The following is an 18,959-nucleotide window of genomic DNA, read 5'->3' as shown; positions in this document are numbered from 1 at the left end:
GGTGCCGGTGGCCGTCACGAGCGCAACTCCTTGCCGGTCAGCTCCAGGCTGTGTCTTCCCGGGGGGCGACCCCCGGACCCCCGGCCGCTCCGGGTGTGGGCCGACGTCATGAGCGCAACTCCTTGCCGGTCAGCTCCAAAAAAACGTCTTCGAGGGTGTGCCGCTCCACCGAGATCCGGTCCGGCATCACCCCGTGCTGCGCGCACCAGGAGGTGACGGTGGCGAGCAGTTGCGGGTCGACCTCGCCGACGACCCGGTACGAGCCCGGGGTCACCTCGGCGGCCGAGGAGCCGTCGGGCAGGGCTTTCAGCAGGGAGACCACGTCCAGGCCGGGGCGGCCGGTGAAGCGGAGCGTGTTCTCGGCGCCGCCCCTGCACAGCTCCTCGGGGGAGCCCTGGGCGATGACCCGGCCGGCGTCGATGATCGCGACGTCGTCGGCGAGCTGCTCGGCCTCGTCCATGTAGTGGGTGGTGAGGATCACGGAGACGCCGTCGGCGCGCAGGTCCCTCACGAGGTCCCAGGTGGCGCGGCGGGCCTGCGGGTCGAGACCGGCCGTCGGCTCGTCCAGGAACACCAGCTCGGGGCGCCCGACCACGGCCATCGCCAGCGCGAGGCGCTGCTGCTGGCCGCCGGAGAGCCGCCGGTACGTCGTGCGGCCGCAGGAGCCGAGCCCGAGCCGCTCGATCAGGGCGTCCACGTCCAGTGGGTGCGCGTGCAGCCGGGCGACGTGCCGGAGCATCTCGTCCGCCCGCGCGCCCGAGTAGACGCCGCCGGACTGGAGCATCACGCCGACGCGGGGCCGCAGCGCCGCCGAGTCCCGCACCGGGTCGAGGCCCAGGACGCGCACCGTGCCGGAGTCCGGCCGCCGGTACCCCTCGCAGGTCTCGACCGTGGTCGTCTTGCCCGCCCCGTTGGGGCCGAGTACGGCGGTCACGCCCGGTCGGGCCACCAGGTCGAGGCCGTCCACCGCGGTCTTCGTTCCGTACCGCTTCACCAGGGCCTGGACCTGGACCACGGGCTCACTTCGCATGGGTCACGAGTCTAGGGAGGCGGCGGGCGCCTCAGACCGCGGGGTTCTCGAACTCCTCCGCCCGGGGCCGGTGCAGCTCCAGCCACCGCTCGGCGTACGCCACCGCCTCCGCCAGCGGGAACAGCCGCGCTTCGGCCGCCCCGGCCCGGCCGCGCAGCACGGGACGGTCCCGTTCGAAGTCGTGCCCGAGCTCGTCGAACCGCTCGGAGGAGATCGACACCTCGGTCACCGTCTCCCAGCCGCCGGGACCGGGCCGGCCCACCTCGACGCGGGGGGGGGCGGGGAGGCGGTACTCGGCGAGGTGGAAGGCGGTGCAGCTGTCGTACCCGGCCCCGAGCAGCAGCACCCGCGCGCCGATCCGCTCCAGGGCGGCCAGCGGGCTGCGCTCCCCGAGCCGGCAGTCGGTCGCGTGCCCGGCGACGACCTCGGCGGCCCGCGGGCCCACCGCCGCGAACGACGTCTGGGGGTGCGCGCTGCGCAGGGCGCCCGGCCAGGTCCGCACGGTCTCCGGGACCACCCCCACTCCGCGCGTGGGCGTGGTCAGCGGGTCGTACGCGGGCATGGTGGCCCGGATGGCCGCCCACCACTCCTCGGGCACGGCCGGCGCCTGCCACAGCGCCGGGTCGGAGAGGTGGCCGGACTGGGCGGGGACCACCAGCGTGCCGTCCGGGCCGAGCGCGTCGAGCAGTGCCCCGACGACCGTGACCGGACCGCCGTTGACCCAGCCCAGGGAGCTGAGCGAGGAGTGCACGAGGAGGGTCTCGCCCGGCCGCACGCCGAGCTCGCGCAGCTGCGCGGCGAGGCTGTCCCGGGTGACGAGGGGACCGGTGGGAGAGGCTGCGGGCATGGTCCGTGAGTCTCCCGGACACCACCGCCGGACGCCACCGAATTGATCGATCAGAGATCGTTTCCGCAGGTCAGCTTAGGTTCACCTAAGTGACGCAGCGCACCGTGGGGCCGTCGGGGCGCGGCTTGCCGGGTCCGGATGAATTACGCAACAATGGCGTTGTGAAAAACGTCGGCGAGTCCCCCCACGAGGAACTGGCGACCGGAGAGCGGTCCACCCGCAACCGGGTCGCCCGTTCCATCCTGGACCACGGGCCCTCGACCGTCGCCGAACTCGCGGAGCGGCTGGGGCTGACCCAGGCGGCCGTGCGCCGCCACCTCGACACCCTGACCACGGACGGTGTCGTGGAGGCGCGTGACCGGCGGGTCTACGGCGCGCGCACGCGCGGGCGCCCGGCCAAGGTGTTCGCCCTCACCGACTGCGGGCGGGACGCCTTCTACCAGTCGTACGACCAGCTCGCCGTGGACGCCCTGCGCTGGATCGGCGAGAAGGAGGGCGGGGACGAGGCGATCGCCGCGTTCGCCCGCGCCCGGATCGCCGCGCAGGCGGGCGCGTACCGCAAGGCGGTCGAGGCCGTACCCCCCGAGAAGCGCGCGGAAGCACTGGCCAAGGCGCTCAGCGCGGACGGGTACGCTGCAACGGCGCGCAGCGCACCGGTCGGCGAGCAGCTCTGCCAGCACCACTGCCCGGTCGCCCACGCCGCCGAACGGTTCCCGCAACTGTGCGAGGCCGAGACGGAATTTTTCGCCGAGCTCCTCGGTACGCATGTGCAGCGGCTGGCGACCATCGCGCACGGCGACGGCGTCTGCACGACGTTCATCCCCAAGATTTCCCACCACGCATCTGCAAGCACGTCCGGGAGGAACCCCGCATGACTCTCCCCACGGAGACGGCCCACCCCGAGCTCGAGGGTCTGGGCAAGTACGAATACGGCTGGGCCGACCGTGACGACGCCGGTGCGTCGGCGCGCCGCGGTGTGGACGAGGACGTCGTCCGGGACATCTCCGCGAAGAAGGACGAGCCGGAGTGGATGACCAAGCTCCGCCTCAAGGGCCTGCGCCTGTTCGAGAAGAAGCCCATGCCGAACTGGGGCTCCGACCTCTCCGGCATCGACTTCGACAACATCAAGTACTTCGTGCGCTCCACGGAGAAGCAGGCGGAGTCCTGGGAGGACCTGCCCGAGGACATCAAGAACACGTACGACAAGCTGGGCATCCCCGAGGCCGAGAAGCAGCGCCTGGTCGCCGGTGTCGCCGCCCAGTACGAGTCCGAGGTCGTCTACCACCAGATCCGCGAGGACCTGGAGGAGCAGGGCGTCATCTTCCTGGACACCGACACCGCCCTGAAGGAGCACCCCGAGCTCTTCAAGGAGTACTTCGGCACGGTCATCCCGGCCGGTGACAACAAGTTCGCCGCGCTGAACACCGCCGTGTGGTCCGGCGGCTCCTTCATCTACGTGCCGAAGGGCGTGCACGTCGAGATCCCGCTCCAGGCCTACTTCCGGATCAACACCGAGAACATGGGCCAGTTCGAGCGGACCCTGATCATCGTCGACGAGGGTGCCTACGTGCACTACGTCGAGGGCTGCACCGCCCCGATCTACAAGTCGGACTCGCTGCACTCCGCGGTCGTCGAGATCATCGTCAAGAAGAACGCCCGCTGCCGCTACACGACCATCCAGAACTGGTCGAACAACGTCTACAACCTGGTCACCAAGCGCGCCGTGGCCTACGAGGGCGCGACCATGGAGTGGGTCGACGGCAACATCGGTTCCAAGGTGACGATGAAGTACCCGGCCGTCTACCTCATGGGCGAGCACGCCAAGGGCGAGACCCTGTCCATCGCCTTCGCCGGCGAGGGCCAGCACCAGGACGCGGGCGCCAAGATGGTCCACATGGCCCCGAACACCTCGTCCAACATCGTCTCCAAGTCGGTGGCGCGCGGCGGCGGCCGCACCTCCTACCGCGGTCTGATCGAGATCGGCGAGGGCGCCCCGGGCTCGAAGTCCAACGTGCTGTGCGACGCGCTGCTCGTGGACACCATCTCCCGCTCGGACACCTACCCCTACGTGGACGTCCGTGAGGACGACGTGTCCATGGGCCACGAGGCGACCGTCTCCAAGGTCTCCGAGGACCAGCTCTTCTACCTGATGAGCCGCGGCCTGTCCGAGGACGAGGCGATGGCGATGATCGTGCGCGGCTTCGTCGAGCCGATCGCCAAGGAGCTGCCGATGGAGTACGCCCTCGAGCTCAACCGGCTGATCGAGCTGCAGATGGAAGGCGCGGTCGGCTAAGCACCAGCGCCGTTCCGTCAAGCCCCTTACGCACAGGAAAGCGAGCACTACGACAGCCATGGCTGAGGCTCAGAACATCCCCGTGGGCTCCACCACCACGGGCTCGATCGCGGTCGCCGCCGAGTCGACCGTCGCCACCCGCATGAGCGCGCCCCCGTCCTTCGACGTGGCGGACTTCCCCGTCCCCCACGGCCGCGAGGAGGAGTGGCGGTTCACCCCGCTGGAGCGGCTGCGCGGTCTGCACGACGGCACCGCCACCGCCAGCGGCGAGGGCGTCAAGGTCGCCGTCGAGGCGCCCGAGGGCGTCACCGTCGAGACCGTCGGCCGCGACGACGCGCGGCTCGGCCGCGCGGGCACCCCGGTGGACCGGGTCGCCGCCCAGGCGTACTCCGCCTTCGAGCAGGCCTCGGTCGTGACCGTGCCGAAGGAGACCGTCCTCACCGAGCCGATCCGCATCGCGGTGCACGGCGAGGGCGGCACCGCCTACGCCCACCAGGTGATCGAGCTCGGCGCCTTCGCCGAGGCCGTCGTGGTCATCGACCACACCGGTGACGCGGTGCTCGCCGCCAACGTCGAGTACGTCCTCGGCGACGGCGCCAAGCTGACCGTCGTCTCCGTGCAGGACTGGGACGACAAGGCGGTGCACGCCGCCCAGCACGACGCCCTCGTCGGCCGCGACGCCTCCTTCAAGTCGGTGGTCATCACCTTCGGCGGCGACGTCGTCCGGCTGCACCCGCGCGTCACCTACGCCGGCCCCGGCGGCGAGGCCGAGCTGTTCGGCCTGTACTTCACCGACGCCGGCCAGCACCAGGAGCACCGCCTCCTGGTCGACCACAACGTCCCGCACTGCAAGTCCAACGTCGTCTACAAGGGCGCGCTCCAGGGCGACGACGCGCACGCCGTGTGGATCGGTGACGTGCTCATCGAGGCCAAGGCCGAGGGCACCGACACCTACGAGATGAACCGCAACCTGGTCCTCACCGACGGCGCCCGCGTCGACTCGGTCCCCAACCTGGAGATCGAGACCGGCGAGATCGTCGGTGCCGGCCACGCCTCCGCGACCGGCCGCTTCGACGACGAGCAGCTGTTCTACCTGATGGCCCGCGGCATTCCGGAGAAGGACGCCCGCCGCCTGGTGGTCCGCGGCTTCTTCGCCGAGCTGGTCCAGCAGATCGGCGTCCCGGACATCGAGGAGCGCCTGATCGCCAAGATCGAGGAGGAGCTGGAGGCGGCGGTCGCATGACCTTCCGACGCGCCTGTGGGCTGAGCGAGCTGGAGGAGGACACCCCGAAAAGGGTGGAACTCGACGGCACGCCGGTCTCCCTCGTACAGACCGGGGGCGAGGTGTTCGCGATCCACGACATCTGCTCGCACGCGAACGTCTCCCTCTCGGAGGGCGAGGTGGACGACTGCCACATCGAGTGCTGGCTGCACGGCTCGCGTTTCGACCTCCGTTCCGGCAAGCCCGACGCCCTTCCGGCGACGCGCCCCGTCCCCGTATACCCCGTAAAGATCGAAGGGGACGACGTGCTCGTCTCCCTCACCCAGGAGTCCTGAGGCACCCATGGCAACGCTTGAAATCCGAGACCTGCACGTCACCGTCGAGGCCGACAACGCCACGAAGGAGATCCTCAAGGGCGTCGACCTCACCGTGAAGCAGGGCGAGACGCACGCCATCATGGGCCCCAACGGCTCGGGCAAGTCGACCCTCGCCTACTCCCTCGCGGGTCACCCCAAGTACACGATCACCGGCGGCACCGTCACCCTCGACGGCGAGGACGTCCTGGAGATGTCCGTCGACGAGCGCGCCCGCGCCGGCCTGTTCCTCGCCATGCAGTACCCGGTCGAGGTCCCCGGCGTCTCCGTCTCCAACTTCCTGCGCACCTCCGCCACCGCCATCCGCGGCGAGGCCCCCAAGCTGCGCACCTGGGTGAAGGAGGTCCGGGAGGCCATGGAGCGCCTCAACATGGACCCCGCCTTCGCCGAGCGCAACGTCAACGAGGGCTTCTCCGGCGGTGAGAAGAAGCGCCACGAGATCCTCCAGCTCGAACTGCTCAAGCCGAAGGTCGCGATCCTCGACGAGACCGACTCCGGCCTGGACGTCGACGCCCTGCGCGTCGTCTCCGAGGGCGTCAACCGCGTCCGTGAGAGCGGCGAGGTCGGCACCCTGCTGATCACGCACTACACGCGCATCCTGCGCTACATCAAGCCCGACCACGTCCACGTCTTCGCGAACGGCAGGATCGCCGAGTCCGGCGGCGCCGAGCTCGCCGACAAGCTGGAGGCCGAGGGCTACGAGGCATACACGAAGGGTGGCGCATCCGAGTGACACAGCTGCCGGGCCTCCTCGACACCGAGGCGATCCGCAAGGACTTCCCCGTCCTGGACCGTCAGGTCCACGACGGCCGGAAGCTCGTGTACCTGGACAACGCGGCGACCAGCCAGAAGCCGCGCCAGGTGCTGGACGCCCTGAGCGAGTACTACGAGCGCCACAACGCCAACGTCCACCGCGGTGTGCATGTGCTCGCCGAGGAGGCCACGGCGCTGTACGAGGGCGCGCGCGACAAGGTCGCCGAGTTCGTCAACGCGCCGAGCCGCGACGAGGTGATCTTCACCAAGAACGCCTCCGAGTCGCTCAACCTCGTGGCGAACATGCTCGGCTGGGCGGACGAGCCCTACCGGGTGGACCACGAGACCGAGATCGTCATCACGGAGATGGAGCACCACTCCAACATCGTGCCGTGGCAGCTGCTCGCGCAGCGCACGGGCGCGAAGCTGAAGTGGTTCGGCCTCACCGACGACGGCCGGCTCGACCTGTCGAACATCGACGAGGTCATCACCGAGAAGACGAAGATCGTCTCCTTCGTGCTGGTGTCCAACATCCTGGGCACCTTCAACCCGGTCGAGGCCATCGTGCGCCGCGCCCAGGAGGTCGGCGCCCTGGTGTGCGTCGACGCCTCCCAGGCCGCGCCGCACATGCCGCTGGACGTCCAGGCCCTCCAGGCCGACTTCGTGGCCTTCACCGGCCACAAGATGTGCGGCCCGACCGGCATCGGCGTGCTCTGGGGGCGCCAGGAGCTGCTGGAGGACCTACCTCCGTTCCTCGGCGGCGGCGAGATGATCGAGACCGTGTCGATGAGCTCGTCGACGTACGCCCCGGCCCCGCACAAGTTCGAGGCGGGCACCCCGCCGGTCGCCCAGGCGGTCGGTCTCGGCGCGGCGATCGACTACCTGTCGGCCATCGGCATGGACCGGATCCTCGCCCACGAGCACGCCCTCACCGAGTACGCGGTCAAGCGCCTGTCCGAGGTCCCGGACCTGCGCATCATCGGCCCCGCCACGGCCGAGGACCGCGGCGCCGCGATCTCCTTCGTCCTGGGGGACATCCACCCGCACGACGTGGGCCAGGTCCTCGACGAGCAGGGCATCGCGGTCCGGGTCGGCCACCACTGCGCGCGGCCGGTCTGCCTGCGGTACGGAATTCCCGCGACCACGCGAGCGTCCTTCTATCTGTACTCCACTCCGGCCGAGGTCGACACACTGGTCGAGGGCCTGGAGCACGTACGGAACTTCTTCGGATGAGGGGCTGAGGCGTGAAGCTGGACTCCATGTACCAGGACGTGATCCTGGACCACTACAAGAACCCGCACGGGCGGGGCTTGCGGGACGGCGACGCCGAGGTGCACCACGTCAACCCGACGTGCGGCGACGAGATCACGCTGCGCGTGAAGTACGACGGCACGACCGTCAGCGACGTCAGTTACGAGGGGCAGGGCTGCTCCATCAGCCAGGCCAGCGCCTCCGTGCTGAACGACCTGCTGGTCGGCAAGGACCTGTCCGAGGCGCAGCGGATCCAGGAGACCTTCCTGCAGCTGATGCAGTCCAAGGGGAGGATCGAGCCCGACGACGCGATGGAGGAGATCCTGGAGGACGCGGTCGCGTTCGCCGGGGTGTCCAAGTACCCGGCCCGGGTCAAGTGCGCCCTCCTGAGCTGGATGGCGTGGAAGGACGCGACGGCCCAGGCGCTGGGCGCCGACGCCGAAAGGACAACGGCATGAGCGAGACCGTGGAGATGAAGCCGGCCTCGGAGGAGGAACTCCGTGAGGCCCTGATGGACGTCGTCGACCCCGAACTGGGCATCGACGTCGTCAACCTCGGCCTGATCTACGGCATCCACGTCGACGACTCCAACGTGGCGACCGTCGACATGACCCTGACCTCCGCGGCCTGCCCGCTGACGGACGTCATCGAGGACCAGGCGAAGTCCGCCACGGACGGCCTGGTCAGCGAGTTGCGGATCAACTGGGTCTGGATGCCGCCGTGGGGCCCCGACAAGATCACGGACGACGGCCGTGAGCAGCTCAGGGCGCTCGGCTTCAACGTCTGAGACGCACGGCACCAGGACACGGGGAACGGCGGCGCCCGCGGGGCGCCGCCGTTCCCCGTCTGCGGCGGACCGCCGTTGTGTACGCTCGTACACATGGGATACCTGCTGCTGGCCGGCGCGATCGTCGCCGAGGTGTGCGCCACCACCGCCATGAAGTACAGCGACGGCTTCAGCAGGCTCTGGCCCTCGCTGCTGACGCTGCTCGGCTACGTCGTCTCCTTCGCCCTGCTCGCGCAGACGCTGCGGACCGTCGCCGTCGGCACGGCCTACGCCATCTGGGCCGGGGTGGGCACCGCCGCCATCGCCACGATCGGCGTCCTGTTCCTCGGCGAGGGGCTCACCGCGGCCAAGGCCGCCGGCATCGCGCTGATCATCATCGGCGTGGTGGTGCTGAACCTGGGGGGAGCGCACTGATGACCCGGCGCCACGACCCCGAACGGCGGCAGCGGATCATCGACGCGGCGATCCGGGTCGTGGGCCGCGGCGGCATCGCCGGGCTGAGCCACCGCAGCGCCGCCGCCGAGGCCGACGTGCCGCTCGGCTCCACGACGTACCACTTCAAGACCCTCGACGAACTGCTCGTCGCCGCACTGCGCCAGACCAACGAGGGTTTCGCCAAGGCGGTGGCGGCCCGCCGGACCCTGATGGACCCCCGGACCGACCTGGCGGCCGAACTCGCCGCCCTGATCGGCGAGTGGCTCGCCGGCGAACGCACCGGCGTGGAGCTGGAGTACGAGCTGTACCTGGCCGCCCTGCGCCGTCCCGCCCTGCGCCCCGTCGCGGCCGAGTGGTGCGAGGAGGTCACCGAACTGCTCTCCCGGCGCACCGACCCGGTCACCGCCCGCGCCCTGGTCGCGCTGATGGACGGCATCTGCCTCCAGGTCCTGCTGACCGGCGGGCCCTACGACGAGGAGTACGCCCGGGAGATGATGGCGCGCATCGTCCCCGGAGCCTGAGCGCGCCCTCCCCGCCCGGCGGGGTGCGGCCCGGCACGTGAGACGCCGGTGCACCGGTTCGCATCGCCGGGTCCCCGCCGGTTAGGTTGCCCTCATGACCGACACGACTGCTCACAGCACCACCGGCGCCGTGGCCGCCGGCCTCGCCACCATCGCCGCGGACGGCACCGTCCTCGACACCTGGTTCCCCGCCCCCGAACTCGTCGCCGAGCCCGGACCCTCCGGCACCGAGCGGCTCTCCGCCGAGCAGGCCGCGGAACTGCTGGGCGGCGGCGCGACCGCGGCGATCGGGCCGGACGCCCGCCGGGGTGTCGAGGTCGTCGCGGTCCGCACGGTCATCTCCTCGCTCACCGAGAAGCCGATCGACGCGCACGACGTCTACCTGCGCCTCCACCTGCTCTCGCACCGCCTGGTCAAGCCGCACGGCCAGAACCTGGACGGCGTCTTCGGCTTCCTCGCCAACGTCGCCTGGACCTCGCTCGGCCCGGTCGCCGTGGACGACGTCGAGAAGGTGCGGCTCAACGCCCGCGCCGAGGGCCTGCACCTCCAGGTGACCTCGATCGACAAGTTCCCGCGCATGACGGACTACGTCGTCCCCAAGGGCGTCCGCATCGCCGACGCCGACCGGGTCCGCCTCGGCGCCCACCTCGCCGAGGGCACCACCGTCATGCACGAGGGCTTCGTCAACTTCAACGCCGGCACGCTCGGCACGTCGATGGTCGAGGGCCGCATCTCCGCCGGTGTCGTGATCGGCGACGGCTCGGACATCGGCGGCGGCGCCTCCACCATGGGCACGCTCTCCGGCGGCGGCAACGTCGTCATCTCCGTCGGCGAGCGCTGCCTGATCGGCGCCGAGGCGGGCGTGGGCATCGCGCTCGGCGACGAGTGCGTGATCGAGGCCGGCCTCTACATCACCGCCGGCACCCGTGTCACCCTGCCCGACGGCCAGGTCGTCAAGGCCCGCGAACTCTCCGGCGCCTCCCACATCCTCTTCCGCCGCAACTCCGTCACCGGCACGGTCGAGGCCCGGCCGAACAACGCGGTCTGGGGCGGCCTGAACGAGGTCCTGCACAGCCACAACTGACCCGGTCCCCGCCCCGTCCTCTCACGTACGGGTTACTCCCCGTGACTTCGGGGTCGTTTCGGCAGATGAACGGGTGGACGCGAAGTCCGATCGGATGCCGGGACGACCGGCCGAGGAACATGGGGAGCGGGCAATGAGGAACGAGCGGGCGCGGGGCGTACTCCGCTGGACGGTCGGGGCGCTCGGTGTGGTCGCCGTGCTGGTGCTGTGCGGGACGGTGGCCGGTGCCGCGTACGCGGACGAGACCACCACCGGCTCGCACAACGGGCCCCGGGTCGGACTCCTCAACGTCGACACCGGACAGGTCGACGATCCCGCGGAGGACGTGCTGGAGCACTTCCTGCTGTTCGGGGACGGATACGCCTGGAACTGACGGTTCCCGGTTCCGGAACGGGGCGAGCGCCTCGGCGGGCCGGGGCCGCACCACGCACGACGGCGTGGTGCGGCCCCGGCCCCGTCCGTTCCGCAGTGGCCCGCATCCTGGGCTGCTCCGTCGGCACCGTGCGGTCCACCGCCCACCGTTCCCTGGCCCGGCTGCGCACCCTCGCGCCCGAACTGCGGGCCCTCGGCCCGGCCGGCGCCGAGCGGCGGCCGTCCCGTGACTACTCGCCCGTGGAGGTGCGGTCGTGAACGTCGACGAACTCGTGCGGGACACGCTGCGCGAGCAGGCAGCGGAACTGACCGCGCCCGGGCCGGGATTCGCCGACCGGGTGCTGGCGGCGCGCCGGCGCCGCCGCACGCGCAGGCTGGCCTCCGCCGTCGCCGCCGCGACGGTGGTGGTCGCGATCGCGGCCGCCGTGCCGCTGCTGGACACCGGGAAGGAGGACGTCCGTCCCGCCGCCGTCCTGGACGGGAGCGGTGTCCTCGCGCACCCGGACCAGTCGCCGCCGCGCGACCTGATCGCGGCCGGCCGGTCGGTGCTGGCCGCCCACTACACGGCGCAACCCGTGGAGGGCCCGGACGGCCGGGCCGTGCTCACCCGCACCTACTGGCTGCTCGACCCACGGACCGGGAAGTACGAGGAGGACGACCGGTGGTCGTTCGTCGCCGTCGCGCCCGGCGCGCGCACCGCGGCCGTCCTGGAACGGGAGCTGCCCGCGCGGCGGATCGGCCTCCTCGACCTGGCGACGGGCCGCGTCGACCGGTGGATCACCGTCGACCACGGGGTCGGCGGCCTCGCCTTCTCGCACGACGGGAGGAGGCTCGTCGCCACCACCTACCGCGAGCACCCCGACCTCATGGTGCGGATGAGGGACGAGGCCGGGGGCGTCGCCTGGGTGCGGCAGTTCGGCGGCACGTCCTCCCGGAGCGGCTTCCACGTCCTGGAGGTGGCCGACGGCCGGGGCACCTGGAGTCCGGTGGCGGAGCGCCGGGACGTCAACGGCCGGCAGGACTTCGCGTTCTCCCGGGACGGCCGGCTCGTGTACGCGCAGGTGGTCGGGGAGCGGGACGGGATGCAGCAGTTCCACGACCTCGCCGGCACCCCGGTCCCGGCGCCCGCGGAGGAACGGCACCTGCGGTCGGACGTCCCCGCGCGGCTGTCCCCCGACGGCGGGCTCGCCGCGTCCGGCCTGACGGCCGAGGCCGGGGACAGGTCGTGGTCCGCGATCCGCGATCCGCGCACGGGCGAGGAGGTCGCCCGGGTGCGCGGGGGGCACCTGCTCGCCTGGGCGGACGACCGGCGGCTCATCGCCTGGGAGCGGGCCCCCGGGCCGGGGGAGTACCGGCCGCGGCTGGTCCTGGTCACCCTCGGCAGCGAGAAGGTCCTGCCGCTCAGCGGGGTGCGGGAGCCGGACGAGTCCTCCGGGACGGTGGAGTGGGAGCCGGTGTTCGTCGAACGCCGTCCCTAGCCGGGGAGGTCGGCCCGGTCGGGGCCGGTCAGGTGGTCGTACGCCGCCCTGAGCCCGTCGGTCGTCTCGCGGTCGGCGGGCCGCAGGGGCGGGCGGACCGGGCCCGCGGGGAGGCCCAGCACGGTGAGCAGGGCCTTCGCCGTGACCGTGCCGGGCAGGCCGCCGGCCATCATCGCCTCGATGAGGGGGGTCGCCCGGTGCTGGAGGCGGGCCGCCCGGGCCGTGTCGCCCGCGTCGAAGGCGTCCAGGACCGCGCGGAGGTGGCCCGGGGCGACGTTCGCGACCGTGCTGACGAAGCCCGCGCCGCCGACCGCGTACAGGGCCAGGACGTGCTCGTCGCAGCCCGCGTAGTACGCGAGGTCCGTGCGGGACATGACCTTCTGGGCGGCGAGGAAGTCGTACGAGCAGTCCTTGACCGCCACGATCCGGGGGTGCTCGGCGAGCCGGAGCAGGGTGTCGGGCTCGATGCGGACGCCCGTGCGGGCCGGGATGTCGTACAGCACGAGGGGGAGTTCCGTGGCGTCCGCGATCTCGCGGAAGTGCGCCTCGACCGCGTCCTGCGGGGGGCGGCTGTAGTACGGGGCGACCACCAGGAGGCCGTCGGCGCCGGCCTTCCCGGCCTCGCGGGCCAGTGCGGCGGTGTGGAGGGTGTCGGAGGTGCCGACGCCCGCGACGACCGACGCGCGGGTCCCCACCGCCTGGCGCACCGCCGTGATGAGGGACGCCTTCTCCGCGTCCGTGGTGGTGGGGGACTCCCCCGTGGTGCCGGAGAGGACCAGGCCGTCGCAGCCGCGGGCCACCAGGTGGTCGGCCAGCCGCTGGGCGCCGTCCAGGTCGAGCACGCCGTCGGGGGTGAACGGGGTGACCATCGCGCACAGGGCGCGGCCGAAGGGGCGCGCCGTGGGGGAGGCCGCGGGAGACGCCGTGGGGGTCATGGGATCCGTGGGAGTCGTGGGAGCCATGGCAGTAGTGTCGGCGGCTTCATCGTGAAGGTCTACTTGTGATTCCTGTCCGGTATCGGTAAGCGTTGCTGTCGAATGGTGGGGGCGTGCGGTGTTTTCCCGTGCCTCGTCCGGGAGCGGTAGCGCGGGGCGGTCGGGGGTACCCGGATGCCCCCGACCGAGAGGAGGCGGTACACCGTGACAGGGACCATCGACCAACGGCCGGTCCGCGACGAGCACCACAGCGTGGGTGAGCTCATCGGGCAGGCCACCGAACAGCTCTCGCGGCTCGTGCGACAGGAAATGGCCCTCGCCAAGGAGGAGCTGGCCGAGAAGGGCCGCCGCGCCGGACGGGGCGGCGGGATGCTGGGCGCGGCGGGGGCGTTCGCCTACGCCGGGCTGCTCGCGCTGGCCGGCACGGGGATCGCCGCCCTGTCGCTGGTGCTGCCCGTCTGGGCGGCGGCACTGATCGTCACGGCGCTGCTGTTCGCCGTCGCGGCCGTGCTGGCCGCCGCCGGGCGCAGCCAGTTGCGCCGGGCCACGCCGCCCAAGCCCGAACGGACGATGGGCAGCGTGAAGGCCGATGTGGAGGAGATCAAGGGAAGGGCGCACCGATGACGCAGGACGTGACGCGCTCGGGTTCGCACCTGGATGCGGACGCGGAGCGTGCGGCCGACGCCCGGGGGGCGAAGGGGCCGGACGAGCTGCGGCGGCAGATCGAGCGGACCCGTCACCAACTCGGCGACACCGTGGAGCAGTTGGCGAGCAAGATGGACGTCAAGGGACGGGCCCGGGCCCGGGCGGACGATCTCCGGGACAAGGCCGGGGCGATGACCGTGCAGCTGCGGAGCAGCGCCGCCCACGCGGGGCGGACCGGGGTGCGGTACCGGCGGCCGGCGCTGATCACCGGGGCGGCGGCGGGGGCGGTCGTCGTGGCGAGCGTGATGATGCGGCGGTACGGGGGCGCGGGCACCGGCCGGGTGCGGATGCCCGCGGCGGGCCGCACGGGCACCGGGCGGACGTGGATGCCCGCGACGGGCCGGACGAGGCCGGGCACGGGCGGGTGGAGGCGCACCTACCGCGTCCGCCGCCCGGTGGGACCCGTGCGCCGTGCGCTGCTTGACCTGAAGTCCGGTTGAGGTCGGAGGGTGGGGTCATCGCGTTCGCCGAGCAGTGGAGGCAGCCATGGCCCGCCGTACGGACCGGCACCCCGATCCCGCCGATCCCCGCATCGGCGCACCGTTCTTCAGCACCTGGCGGGTGGGGACGCCGGAGCGGCAGAAGGAGGTCGTCGAGGCGATCGGGCGGACCTGGGAGCGGCGGGCCTGGCCGGCCCGCGGACTGCTCGGGTACCACGTCTACGCCGGGGAGGACGGCGAGACGCTGCTGCACTACTCGCAGTGGGCGAGTGAGCAGGCGTACGAGGCGTTCGTGAAGACGCACCGGCAGGAGCGGGTGGACGAGATCGACACCGCCGTGCCGGGCATCGAGCGGGTGGCGCTGCACCGGTACCGGCACTACCGCAGCGCCGCGCGCGAGGAGGGCCGGGTCCCCGGGTGCGTGGTGATCGTCGACGTGGAGTTCGAGGGGGCGGACCCCGAGCGGCTGCGGGGCTGGGCCGATGCCGTTCTCGACGCTCTGGAGAGCGAGCCGGACCCGCACCCCGGAGGGATCTGCGCCCACTTCCACCTGGGGACCGACGGGACCCGGGTGCTCAACTACGCCGAGTGGGAGAGCGCCCGGGCGCACGCCGACGCGCTGGCGGCGCCCGGTGACGGGGTCGGCTCGGCGACCGCCGCGTGGCGGCGGGTGCGGGAGTGGCCCGGGCTGAGGAGCAGCACCGTGCGGCGGTACGAGCACGTCCTCGGGCTCGTACCGCCGCACGGGTGAGCCGGTCAGGGGCGGAAGCGCAGGACCTGCGGGTCGTGGTCGCTGATCTGGTCGTGGAACTCGGCGTTGAGGTGCACGCTGTCGTAGCTGAACGTGCCGCCGCGGCGGATCGACGGGCTGATCAGGATCTGGTCCAGGACCTGGCTGTTGCCCTGGTAGACGTAGGAGTAACGCTCGCCGGGGGGAAGGGACTTGATCGCCGACCAGAGGGTGCCGTCGCCCTCGAGGATCTCGGTCGTCCGGGAGAACTCGAAGTCGTTGATGTCGCCCAGGGCGACGACGGCCGCGTTCTTCTGCGTCGTGAGGATCTTCGCGGTGAAGTCGTGGACCGCCTTCGCCTGGAGGTGGCGCTGGGTCTCCGAGCCACGGGACGGCGGCTGGTACCGCGAGGTGAGGCTCTGGTCGCCGCCCTTGGAGGCGAAGTGGTTGGCGATCACGATGACCGTGCGGCCGCGGAAGACGAACTCGCCGGCCAGCGGCTTGCGGCTGTTCTCGAAGGCCGCGGACGCCGGGTCGACGCGGCCGGGGGAGACCGTCAGGGCCGCCTTGCCGCGGACCTTGGTGACGCCGACGGCCGTCGTGGCGTCGCCGCCCGCGCGGTCGGTGAAGGAGACCCGCTCCGGGTCGAACAGGAACACCTGGCGGATGTTGCCGCCGGGCTCGCCGCCGTCGGCCTTGTCGACCGGGTCGACCGAGCGCCAGTCGTACCGCGGGCCGCCGGCCGCCTCGACGGCGTCGATCAGCCTGGTCACCGTCACGCCGGCGGTGACCGTTGCGTCGTCGACGGCGCCGTTGTCGTCCTGGACCTCCTCCAGGGCCACGATGTCGGGGGACCTGAGGTGGTCCACGATCGCGGCGGCGTGCGCGGCGAAGGTGTCGTCGGAGGGGTCGAGGTTCTCGACGTTGTAGGTGGCGACCGAGAGTTCGCCGGCGTGCTGCCTGCGGGTCGTCTCGCGCCGCAGGCCGCCCTCCTCAAGGGTGCCGAGCTCGTTCGCCACCAGGGTGTAGCCGCCGTACTGGTTGAAGTCCAGGGGGCCCGTGGTGGCGCCGGCGAGGGTGTCGCCGACGTTCGCGTCGGGGAAGGCCGCGGCGCTGCCCAGGGACTGGATCTGGAGGCGGCCGGTGTTCTGGGCGTCGTAGGAGCCGTAGACCGTGCCGCCGCGCCGGTTGCGGTTCTCCCGGGGCTTCACCGTGACCCAGAGCTCGGTGTACGGGTCGGTGGCGCCCACCACGCGGGTGTCGGAGACCTGGACGTTCATGCCCTCCAGGGACTCGTAGCGGTCCAGGGCGTAGGCGGAGGGGCGCAGCGGCAGGGCGTCGATCGAACCGTTCGCGGCGGGGTCGCCGGCCGGGGCGTAGGCGGCGGGCACGGACCGCGCGTCGATGACGGTGGCGGCCGGGACCGGGTTGCCGCCGGAGACGACGGTGAAGGCGGGGCGCGTGATCTGCGTGAGGGACTGGTTGCCGGAGGAGGCGCCGCCCGGGACGTACTCCGTGACCGTGCCGGAGACGGCGACGGCGTCGCCCACGGCCACGCCCTTCGGGGTCGAGCCGGTGAAGACGAACACGCCCTCGCTGGTGGCGGGGTCGGCGTCCGGGACCGGGTCCTGGATCCAGAAGCCCCGGGACGAGCCGTAGGTGCGAATACCGGTCACGATGCCGGTCACGTCGGTGACCTGCCGGCCGGCGTACGGCGATATGCGGGTGTCGCCCTGGATGTCGTGGATGCGCACGCCGTCGGCGTGCGCGGGGGCGGTGACCAGGACGGTGGACGCCGCGGAGCACACGGCGGCGACGGTGAGCGCGGCGAGACGCGCGGACGGCTTGCTCGGCAACGGATTCCCTCCGGGGACATGTGGAGCGCCGGGACGAGGGTGGAGCGTGGACGGCGGGAGCCGCGACCGGTGGGGCGGTGCGACGCGCGCAGGGGGCCGACAGGGGTGCGGGCCGGCTCCCTGGAGGTCCGGTGTACAACTGTCCGCCGATTTCTACGCGCGTCAATCTCCAGCCTGGCCAGGTCACTTGTCAAGGTTTCGGCCATGCACGGATGCTGAAGGGCAGATGAAGCGGGCGGCATGGGTGGAAATCCGTCTAGGCTGAGCGGCTGAGTCGTTGGAGACGTCCTAGGAGAACCGGCCGATGTCAGACAGCTCCCCCCTGCCGCCGGCGCGGCTGCACCCCGAAGCGGAGCTGGCGCGTGACGCGCTGTCCACCCCGTTGCTGTCCCGCGCGGTCCGGCTCGCCCGCTGGGCCGGGCCCCGGACCAGGGTCGACGCCGGCGGTGGGCTCGTCGACGAGCAGGTGCCGGAGGCGGCCGAGGCGCTGGGGCTGACCGGGGAGGACGCCGTCGCCGACGCCGGCGCGGCCTGGCGCGTCGCCCTGGACGCCGGGCTCGTCGAAGTGGTCGACGAGGAGGAGGGGACGGTCGCGGCGGGCGCCGACCTGGCGCTGCTCACCGGGGGGTCGCCGCAGGACGTGCTCGGGGTGTGGCTGGCCGCCCTGGAGACGGTGCTGGCCGACGCGAGCGTGCCCGACCTGGGCGGGCTCGTCGACGCCATCGCCGCGGGGGACGGGTCCGGAGAGCTCGACCTCGACTCCCTGCACTGGGACCCCGAGGCCGAGGCGGAGTTCCTCGACGGCGTGCTCGGCAACCTCTACCTGCTGACCGTCGGTGAGGAGGGGCCCGTCGGGGCGCCGGTGCCGCTGCCCGCGCTGGCCGCGTCCGTGCTCGTCCCCGACGACATGGCCGAACCGACCAACGAGGTCCTCGAGCAGGTGTCGGACGCCATGATGCGGCTGGACGACCAGTTCCGCATGCTGGAGCCGGTGGGACTCGTGGAGTACCGACCGGTGGACGAGACGCTGCTGAGCGACGCCGACGAGGAGCCGGCGGCGCCGGTGGACGACACCGACGTCTCCCGCTACGGCATGGTGCGGCTGACCCCGCTCGGACTGTACGGACTGCGCGCCCGGCTGCTGGAGGCCGGGTTCGACGCCCCGGCGGTCGGGGACCTCGCGGACAAGGGCGCCGACGCGCTGCTCGACGGCACGGCCTCCTTCCCGTCGGCGGCGGCCCACGCGGAGACCGAGCACTGGCTGAACCGGCGTGAACCCCTCACCGCCGCCCGGGAGTTGCTGGCCGCGGCGCGTGGGACGGACGAGGGCGCCCCGCTGCGGCGGCTGCGCTGCCAGCAGGCGCTGTCCCTGGTCGGTGCCTCGGCCGAGCCGGCCCTGCGGGAGGTGCTCGACGACGCCGAACTCGGCGGGCTGGCACGGGTCTGGCTGACCGAGCACGGGGCGGCCGACGTGCCGCCCCCGTCCGAGGCCATGATCTTCTGGCTGACCATCGACACGGTGGCCGCCCAGCTCGCGGCCGAGGGCAACTCCGAGGAACTGCGCGAGCTGGTGGAAGGACTGGCCCACCGGCACAGCGGCTTCTTCGCCACCGCCTGGCGGGTGGACCACCCGGCCACGGCGGACGTGCTGGAGGCGATGGGCCGGCTGCACCCGGACAAGAAGATCGCCAAGGAGGCCCGGAAGGCGGCGTTCAAGGCCCGGTCGCAGCACGGAGGCTGAGCCGCGGACGGCGCGCGGCGACCGGGCACCGGCGGGGTGCCGGAGGGGCGCGGCCCCGCGGCCCGGGCGGACCCCGCGGTTCACACGAGCGGGGCGCGGCGTGAC

The 18,959-nt window shown here is 72.4% G+C and carries 21 protein-coding genes and 1 pseudogene; 18 read left to right on the top strand and 4 right to left on the bottom strand.

What is annotated here, in order from left to right; translation table 11 throughout:
- Positions 1-106: 106 nt before the first annotated feature.
- Both CP969_RS10655 and CP969_RS10650 read right to left on the bottom strand, forming a co-directional pair.
- Positions 107-1,030 carry an ABC transporter ATP-binding protein gene (locus tag CP969_RS10655; protein WP_004989620.1) on the bottom strand — a complete coding sequence of 308 codons (924 nt, stop codon included), beginning with the start codon at positions 1,028-1,030 and terminating at the stop codon, positions 107-109.
- A 31-nt stretch (positions 1,031-1,061) separates the two neighbouring features.
- Positions 1,062-1,877 (bottom strand): AAC(3) family N-acetyltransferase, encoded by an 816-nt coding sequence (locus tag CP969_RS10650; RefSeq protein WP_016826793.1) that lies wholly within the window; start codon positions 1,875-1,877, stop codon positions 1,062-1,064.
- A 161-nt stretch (positions 1,878-2,038) separates the two neighbouring features.
- On the opposite strand from CP969_RS10650, the gene CP969_RS10645 reads away from it, so the two are divergent.
- The 14 genes and pseudogenes from CP969_RS10645 (at position 2,039) to CP969_RS10585 (ending at position 12,447) form a co-directional block, all read left to right on the top strand.
- A complete protein-coding gene (locus CP969_RS10645; RefSeq protein WP_016826794.1) occupies positions 2,039-2,752 on the top strand; it encodes a helix-turn-helix transcriptional regulator in 714 nt (237 codons plus the stop codon).
- A complete protein-coding gene (gene sufB, locus CP969_RS10640; protein WP_004989625.1) occupies positions 2,749-4,170 on the top strand; it encodes a Fe-S cluster assembly protein SufB in 1,422 nt (473 codons plus the stop codon). The genes CP969_RS10645 and sufB overlap by 4 nt, the downstream gene beginning before the upstream one ends.
- A gap of 58 nt (positions 4,171-4,228) precedes the next feature.
- On the top strand, positions 4,229-5,413 hold the full coding sequence (sufD, locus tag CP969_RS10635; RefSeq protein ID WP_004989627.1) for a Fe-S cluster assembly protein SufD: 1,185 nt from the start codon (positions 4,229-4,231) through the stop codon (positions 5,411-5,413).
- Positions 5,410-5,727, top strand: coding sequence for a non-heme iron oxygenase ferredoxin subunit (locus CP969_RS10630; RefSeq protein WP_004989628.1), 318 nt, complete (start codon positions 5,410-5,412; stop codon positions 5,725-5,727). Before sufD ends, CP969_RS10630 begins: the two co-directional genes overlap by 4 nt.
- Positions 5,728-5,734: 7 nt before the next feature.
- Positions 5,735-6,499 carry a Fe-S cluster assembly ATPase SufC gene (gene sufC, locus CP969_RS10625; protein ID WP_004989629.1) on the top strand — a complete coding sequence of 255 codons (765 nt, stop codon included), beginning with the start codon at positions 5,735-5,737 and terminating at the stop codon, positions 6,497-6,499.
- Positions 6,496-7,752: a cysteine desulfurase gene (locus CP969_RS10620; RefSeq protein ID WP_004989630.1), complete on the top strand. Its 1,257-nt coding sequence runs from the start codon at positions 6,496-6,498 to the stop codon at positions 7,750-7,752. Before sufC ends, CP969_RS10620 begins: the two co-directional genes overlap by 4 nt.
- Positions 7,753-7,763: 11 nt before the next feature.
- Entirely contained in the window at positions 7,764-8,228 is a 465-nt protein-coding gene (sufU, locus tag CP969_RS10615) for a Fe-S cluster assembly sulfur transfer protein SufU (RefSeq protein ID WP_004989631.1), read from the top strand.
- Positions 8,225-8,557 (top strand): metal-sulfur cluster assembly factor, encoded by a 333-nt coding sequence (locus CP969_RS10610; protein ID WP_004989638.1) that lies wholly within the window; start codon positions 8,225-8,227, stop codon positions 8,555-8,557. Before sufU ends, CP969_RS10610 begins: the two co-directional genes overlap by 4 nt.
- Positions 8,558-8,650: 93 nt before the next feature.
- Entirely contained in the window at positions 8,651-8,971 is a 321-nt protein-coding gene (locus tag CP969_RS10605; protein ID WP_004989639.1) for a DMT family transporter, read from the top strand.
- A complete protein-coding gene (locus tag CP969_RS10600; RefSeq protein ID WP_016826795.1) occupies positions 8,971-9,513 on the top strand; it encodes a TetR/AcrR family transcriptional regulator in 543 nt (180 codons plus the stop codon). Before CP969_RS10605 ends, CP969_RS10600 begins: the two co-directional genes overlap by 1 nt.
- A gap of 94 nt (positions 9,514-9,607) precedes the next feature.
- Positions 9,608-10,597 carry a 2,3,4,5-tetrahydropyridine-2,6-dicarboxylate N-succinyltransferase gene (gene dapD / locus CP969_RS10595; protein ID WP_004989643.1) on the top strand — a complete coding sequence of 330 codons (990 nt, stop codon included), beginning with the start codon at positions 9,608-9,610 and terminating at the stop codon, positions 10,595-10,597.
- A 133-nt stretch (positions 10,598-10,730) separates the two neighbouring features.
- Positions 10,731-10,970: a hypothetical protein gene (locus CP969_RS10590; protein WP_004989644.1), complete on the top strand. Its 240-nt coding sequence runs from the start codon at positions 10,731-10,733 to the stop codon at positions 10,968-10,970.
- A 95-nt stretch (positions 10,971-11,065) separates the two neighbouring features.
- Positions 11,066-11,227 (top strand): annotated as a pseudogene (locus CP969_RS33180) (SigE family RNA polymerase sigma factor); the annotation flags it as partial.
- Complete coding sequence (locus CP969_RS10585; protein ID WP_016826796.1) at positions 11,224-12,447, top strand: WD40 repeat domain-containing protein; 1,224 nt, start codon at positions 11,224-11,226, stop codon at positions 12,445-12,447. The pseudogene CP969_RS33180 and the gene CP969_RS10585, both read left to right, overlap by 4 nt.
- Here the strand turns inward: CP969_RS10585 and dapA are convergent.
- Positions 12,444-13,382, bottom strand: coding sequence for a 4-hydroxy-tetrahydrodipicolinate synthase (gene dapA / locus CP969_RS10580; RefSeq protein ID WP_016826797.1), 939 nt, complete (start codon positions 13,380-13,382; stop codon positions 12,444-12,446). The two genes, CP969_RS10585 and dapA, sit on opposite strands and share 4 nt — an antisense overlap.
- A 204-nt stretch (positions 13,383-13,586) precedes the next feature.
- Here dapA and CP969_RS10575 point away from each other — a divergent pair, with 204 nt between their 5' ends.
- From CP969_RS10575 to CP969_RS10565, 3 genes are read left to right on the top strand one after another with little or no spacing between them, the layout of a single operon-like run.
- The gene (locus tag CP969_RS10575) at positions 13,587-14,006 is read left to right on the top strand and encodes a phage holin family protein (protein WP_016826798.1); all 420 of its coding nucleotides are present in this window, start codon (positions 13,587-13,589) and stop codon (positions 14,004-14,006) included.
- The gene (locus tag CP969_RS10570; protein WP_004989653.1) at positions 14,003-14,527 is read left to right on the top strand and encodes a DUF3618 domain-containing protein; all 525 of its coding nucleotides are present in this window, start codon (positions 14,003-14,005) and stop codon (positions 14,525-14,527) included. The genes CP969_RS10575 and CP969_RS10570 overlap by 4 nt, the downstream gene beginning before the upstream one ends.
- Before the next feature lie 46 nt (positions 14,528-14,573).
- Positions 14,574-15,278: an antibiotic biosynthesis monooxygenase gene (locus CP969_RS10565; RefSeq protein ID WP_016826799.1), complete on the top strand. Its 705-nt coding sequence runs from the start codon at positions 14,574-14,576 to the stop codon at positions 15,276-15,278.
- Positions 15,279-15,283: 5 nt separating this feature from the next.
- Here the strand turns inward: CP969_RS10565 and CP969_RS10560 are convergent, their stop codons facing one another.
- The gene (locus CP969_RS10560) at positions 15,284-17,113 is read right to left on the bottom strand and encodes an endonuclease/exonuclease/phosphatase family protein (RefSeq protein ID WP_016826800.1); all 1,830 of its coding nucleotides are present in this window, start codon (positions 17,111-17,113) and stop codon (positions 15,284-15,286) included.
- Between the two features lie 304 nt (positions 17,114-17,417).
- Between CP969_RS10560 and CP969_RS10555 the strand changes: the two genes are divergently transcribed.
- A complete protein-coding gene (locus tag CP969_RS10555; RefSeq protein ID WP_016826801.1) occupies positions 17,418-18,854 on the top strand; it encodes a hypothetical protein in 1,437 nt (478 codons plus the stop codon).
- The last annotated feature ends 105 nt before the right edge of the window (positions 18,855-18,959 follow it).

It is taken from the genome of Streptomyces viridosporus T7A (assembly GCF_008704515.1).
GTDB classification, from domain to species: domain Bacteria; phylum Actinomycetota; class Actinomycetes; order Streptomycetales; family Streptomycetaceae; genus Streptomyces; species Streptomyces viridosporus.
The sequence above is the reverse complement of the archived record's forward strand: the minus strand, read 5'-3'. Positions and strand labels throughout refer to the sequence as shown.

Coding starts and splice junctions, on each gene's coding strand:
- CP969_RS10655 (WP_004989620.1), bottom strand. CDS start 1,030: ATGCGAAGTGAGCCCGTGGTCCAGGTCCAGGCCCTGGTGAAGCGGTAC.
- CP969_RS10650 (WP_016826793.1), bottom strand. CDS start 1,877: ATGCCCGCAGCCTCTCCCACCGGTCCCCTCGTCACCCGGGACAGCCTC.
- sufB (WP_004989625.1), top strand. CDS start 2,749: ATGACTCTCCCCACGGAGACGGCCCACCCCGAGCTCGAGGGTCTGGGC.
- sufD (WP_004989627.1), top strand. CDS start 4,229: ATGGCTGAGGCTCAGAACATCCCCGTGGGCTCCACCACCACGGGCTCG.
- CP969_RS10630 (WP_004989628.1), top strand. CDS start 5,410: ATGACCTTCCGACGCGCCTGTGGGCTGAGCGAGCTGGAGGAGGACACC.
- sufC (WP_004989629.1), top strand. CDS start 5,735: ATGGCAACGCTTGAAATCCGAGACCTGCACGTCACCGTCGAGGCCGAC.
- CP969_RS10610 (WP_004989638.1), top strand. CDS start 8,225: ATGAGCGAGACCGTGGAGATGAAGCCGGCCTCGGAGGAGGAACTCCGT.
- CP969_RS10605 (WP_004989639.1), top strand. CDS start 8,651: ATGGGATACCTGCTGCTGGCCGGCGCGATCGTCGCCGAGGTGTGCGCC.
- CP969_RS10600 (WP_016826795.1), top strand. CDS start 8,971: ATGACCCGGCGCCACGACCCCGAACGGCGGCAGCGGATCATCGACGCG.
- dapD (WP_004989643.1), top strand. CDS start 9,608: ATGACCGACACGACTGCTCACAGCACCACCGGCGCCGTGGCCGCCGGC.
- CP969_RS10590 (WP_004989644.1), top strand. CDS start 10,731: ATGAGGAACGAGCGGGCGCGGGGCGTACTCCGCTGGACGGTCGGGGCG.
- dapA (WP_016826797.1), bottom strand. CDS start 13,382: ATGACCCCCACGGCGTCTCCCGCGGCCTCCCCCACGGCGCGCCCCTTC.
- CP969_RS10570 (WP_004989653.1), top strand. CDS start 14,003: ATGACGCAGGACGTGACGCGCTCGGGTTCGCACCTGGATGCGGACGCG.
- CP969_RS10565 (WP_016826799.1), top strand. CDS start 14,574: ATGGCCCGCCGTACGGACCGGCACCCCGATCCCGCCGATCCCCGCATC.
- CP969_RS10555 (WP_016826801.1), top strand. CDS start 17,418: ATGTCAGACAGCTCCCCCCTGCCGCCGGCGCGGCTGCACCCCGAAGCG.